The sequence below is a fragment of the Pseudactinotalea sp. genome, from assembly GCF_048594945.1.
GTDB lineage: Bacteria > Actinomycetota > Actinomycetes > Actinomycetales > Beutenbergiaceae > Pseudactinotalea.
In genome coordinates, this window is the sequence record NZ_JBMDXJ010000541.1 from 1 (window position 1) to 3,876 (window position 3,876).

The following is a 3,876-nucleotide window of genomic DNA, read 5'->3' on the forward strand; positions in this document are numbered from 1 at the left end:
GGCCAACAGCGGCGCCACCTGGACCAACGACATCAGCCACGGCGAGCTGCTCCGCACCAGCGCCGACCAGACCATGACCGTCGACCCCTGCAACCTGCAACTCCTCTACCAGGGGCGAAGCCCCAGCTCGGGCGGTGACTACGGTCGCCTGCCCTACCGCCCGGGGCTGCTGACCCTGCAGCGCTGACAGCGGGGGACGGCTCCGACCCGGTACACGGAGCCGCCGCGGCGGGCCCCGCCTTCGGCCGGGCCCCCTCGCGCCGCGTTCGGGCCGCGGCCGGCGCGCCGGGAGGCGGGGAGCCCCACTTTTCGGTGCGCACCACCGCCGCGCCCCGGCCGCGCGGCGACCTGCACGGACGGTCCCTCGGCTCCGCCCCCCGCACCGGCGGCGCAGCGGTGGCCCCACCGACGAAGCCCCAGGTGGCCGACCTGACCAGTACGAACGCCGCGCTTGGCACCCGCGACTCCCGTCGCTGGGAACCCCTGATGACCGTAGGTGACCGTCCCGACGGGTGTGCGTCGGGCACGCCTGCGTGGGGCGCTTGCAAGCATGCGCTCGATCGGGTGATGCATTCCGGTTCCATAGCAGCGGATGTCGGCGTGGCGGCCCTCGCGCGGGCTGGTAGGTATGGTTCCCGACCAGGTTCGGGAGCCCACCGGGTGGGCTCCCGAGCTCCCGGACGGACTGCGGCTCCGCACGGCAGAATGAAGCGGTGAGCGACGAAGACGTGGATCTGGCCGACATGCTGGGAACTCAGGAGTCCGCCTGCCTTGAGTTCAAGCGCAGCCCCAAGCGCGAGGGCAAGCGGGGTGACGCCATCGGCAACGCGGTGTGCGCCATGGCCAATGATCTGAGCGGGCGTGGCGGGGGTGACATCCTCGTGGGAGTGGACGACAAGGGTATGCCCGTCGACGACCTCGATCTGAGTGATCGTGCGCTCCTCCAACTCACCGAGATCCGGGACTCCGGCCTCATCCTGGACCGCCCGTCCCTCACGGTCGAGCGTGCTGTCTACCGAGGCAAGCCCGTCATCCGGCTCCACGTGGCCGCGTCCGCGACCCCGCCGGTGCGGTTCGACGGTGTCATCTGGGTCCGGCCGGGCCCCACCACGCGTAAGGCCAACCGGGAGGATGAGCGGGTTCTCACTGAGCGCAGGCGAGCCAAGGACCGTCCCTTCGACACGCGCCCGATGGAGCTGGCCCGCGTCGATGACCTGGATCTGGACACGTTCCGACAGTCGTACCTGCCCTCCATGGTCGCCCCGGATGTCATCGAGGAGAACGGCCGTCCCACTGACCTTCAACTCTCCTCACTCCACCTCGCGACCCCCGGCGGCACGCCGACCACGCTCGGTGTACTGGCCGTGGGACTCGACCCCACCACCCATGTACCCGGGGCTTACGTGCAGTTCGTCCGCTACCAGGGTGTTGACTTCGACGCCCCGATCGTCGATGAGCAGGAGCTCCGGCAGAACCTGGTAGGTCTCTCGGCTCGCCTGGAACCCCTCCTGCGCAGCAATGTGCGCACGAGGCTCGCGGAGGAGGGGTTCCGAGAGACTCCCCGCCCGGACTATCCGTTGGAGGCGCTGCGTGAGCTGTGCATGAATGCGCTCATGCACCGGAACTACGAGACCTCCTACGCGCCGACCCGGGTCGTCTGGTTCGACGACCGCATCGAGATCACCAATCCCGGCGGACCGTTCGGGCAGGTTCGGGACGACAACTTCGACCGTGTCACCGATTACCGCAATCCGTCCGTCGCAGCCGCGATGAAAGGGCTCGGTTATGTGAACCGGTTTGGTCGGGGTATCGGGCGAGTGAGAAGGGCGTTGGAGGACAACGGAAATCCGCCCGCCGAATTCCAGGTGGACGATTCGTCGTGGGTCGTTGTGATCAGGAGAGCCGCATGACATCGATCGCGCTGTTCAACAACAAGGGAGGCGTGGGAAAGACCACCCTCACGTACCACCTGGCCCACATGATCCGGCGCCTCGGCCTGAGCGTTCTCGCCATCGACCTGGATCCTCAGGCGAACTTGACCTCCATGTGCCTGGACGAGACGGAGATCGAGGAGCTCTGGGAGAACCCCTCCGAACTCAGCGGCGCGGTGTCGGCGGGCCTCCCCGAGGTCGGACGAGTTCGCAGCGGGCAGACCATCGCTGATGCCGTCCGTCCGATCCTCGAAGGGACGGGCGACATCGCAGCGGTCGAGCCTGCCAGGCTCGAGCCCGACCTGTGGTTGCTGCCCGGCAGCCTCGACCTCAGCCGATTCGAGGACAAACTGTCCAACGAATGGTCCCGTGCTTACGCAGGCGATATCGCAGCCATCCGCACATCGACGGCATTCCATCGGATCATTCAGCAGGCGGCGCAGGCCGTGGACGCAGATGTCGTGCTCATCGATGTCGGCCCCAACCTGGGAGCCATCAACCGGGCCGCATTGATCTCCGCCGACACGGTACTGATGCCATTGGCCGCGGACCTGTTCTCACTGAAGGGCCTCAGCAACCTGGGGCCGACACTGCGTCAGTGGCGCGCCGACTGGCAGCAGCTCGTCCTGCCCAGGGTTCCGCCGGGCATCTCGGCGCCCCAAGCCGAGATGCGGCCCCTCGGGTACGTGATCATGCAGCCGGAGATGCGACTGGACCGCCCGGTCAAAGCGTACGAGCGGTGGCTCAAGCGAATTCCTCGGGTCTACTCTTCGGAGGTTCTCGACGAGGCGCAGCCCACCCGGGAGGACGACCTGCACCGCATTGCGACCATGCGGAACTACCGGAGTCTGATGCCTCTGGCGCACGACGCGAGGAAGCCCATGTTCGATCTGAAGCCGGCCGACGGCGCCCTGGGTAGCACCCAGCAGTACGTGAAGACCTGTTTCCTCGAGTTCCAGGCGTTGGCCCGCGAGGTGCTCGTGCGGATCGGCGAGCCCCTGGAGGAGGTCCGCCCACTGGCACCGACCCGTCCGAGCTAGCCCCAATCCTTCGTAGTGGGCTGTCAGTTCCTTCGACGGGGGGTTTCGGTTGTTCAGGCTGGCGGCAGCCAGGCCGATGACCTGTCGCGCCGGGCGGGCTCCGCGTTCCTCGGTTCCGGTCCGGGGCTGCTCCCCGGGAGGGGAACGAGCGGGCCGCGAGCCTCAGCGTGAGGCCGCCGCGGCCACACGGATGCCCGTGCGGCTGCGGAGCGGCGCAACCACACCGCGCCGGGAAGGGGCTGGCGCCAGGTCCGCCCAGTAGGTCCAGTAATCATTGGCGACCGGCTGACCGTCACAACAGCGAGCAGGAACTGGTGGCGCCGCCGAGCACTACGGTGCGCGAACGACTGGTGCTGCCCGGATGCCGATGCGTCCGGGGCCTGTGGCCTACGCGGCGTGAGTGTCCGTTCCGCGCAGGATGTACAGGTCGTCACCGAAGACGGCGGAGATCTGGATCCGGCCGCCAAGAGCGGCGACATAGCGGGCGATGGCCTCCACGGTGGAGACCTCTCCGCGCTCGATCTGCGAGATCCGGCTCTTGGTCACGCCCATCAGTTCCGCGACGTCGCTCTGCGTCAGGCCAAGAGACTTGCGGCGCTCGGCAAGCCGATGCCCGTCGATGTACGCCTGGTTGCGCTTGCGGGCCTCGGCTACAGCCTCTTCGCCGCCGGCACCCGCAACAACATCGGCACGTACATCGCTCCACTTGGGAAACTTCTTCATTGCTGTCCCTCCTCGGCTTCGCGTTCCTTCACGTACTCGACGTACAGCTCTTCCGCGCGTGGAATCGCCTGGCGGTACCAGGCCGACCAGTTCCCCGATTTGTCACCGCCCACCAGTAGGATCGCCGAACGCCACGGGTCGAAGACGAACAGGAGGCGGATCTCGGAGCGGCCTGCGGAGCC

The 3,876-nt window shown here is 67.8% G+C and carries 5 protein-coding genes; 3 read left to right on the forward strand and 2 right to left on the reverse strand.

Annotation, left to right across the window (positions count from 1 at the left end; translation table 11 throughout):
• The 3 genes from ACOJSN_RS24625 to ACOJSN_RS24635 all read left to right on the forward strand — a co-directional run.
• Window positions 1–187, forward strand: a 187-nt coding sequence (locus ACOJSN_RS24625) for a non-reducing end alpha-L-arabinofuranosidase family hydrolase (protein ID WP_420115124.1), incomplete at its 5' end; no start/stop codon positions are given.
• Window positions 188–728: 541 nt separating this feature from the next.
• Entirely contained in the window at window positions 729–1,910 is a 1,182-nt protein-coding gene (locus ACOJSN_RS24630; protein WP_420115125.1) for an ATP-binding protein, read from the forward strand.
• Window positions 1,907–2,971 carry a ParA family protein gene (locus tag ACOJSN_RS24635; protein WP_420115126.1) on the forward strand — a complete coding sequence of 355 codons (1,065 nt, stop codon included), beginning with the start codon at window positions 1,907–1,909 and terminating at the stop codon, window positions 2,969–2,971. Before ACOJSN_RS24630 ends, ACOJSN_RS24635 begins: the two co-directional genes overlap by 4 nt.
• A 387-nt stretch (window positions 2,972–3,358) precedes the next feature.
• Here ACOJSN_RS24635 and ACOJSN_RS24640 read toward each other — a convergent pair whose 3' ends face one another.
• The gene (locus ACOJSN_RS24640; RefSeq protein ID WP_143619959.1) at window positions 3,359–3,694 is read right to left on the reverse strand and encodes a helix-turn-helix domain-containing protein; all 336 of its coding nucleotides are present in this window, start codon (window positions 3,692–3,694) and stop codon (window positions 3,359–3,361) included.
• Window positions 3,691–3,876, reverse strand: a 186-nt coding sequence (locus tag ACOJSN_RS24645) for a type II toxin-antitoxin system RelE/ParE family toxin (RefSeq protein WP_420115127.1), incomplete at its 5' end; no start/stop codon positions are given. The genes ACOJSN_RS24640 and ACOJSN_RS24645, both read right to left, overlap by 4 nt.

Excerpts from the sequence above, each read along its gene's own strand:
- ACOJSN_RS24635 (WP_420115126.1), top strand. The coding sequence starts at position 1,907 with ATGACATCGATCGCGCTGTTCAACAACAAGGGAGGCGTGGGAAAGACC.
- ACOJSN_RS24640 (WP_143619959.1), bottom strand. The coding sequence starts at position 3,694 with ATGAAGAAGTTTCCCAAGTGGAGCGATGTACGTGCCGATGTTGTTGCG.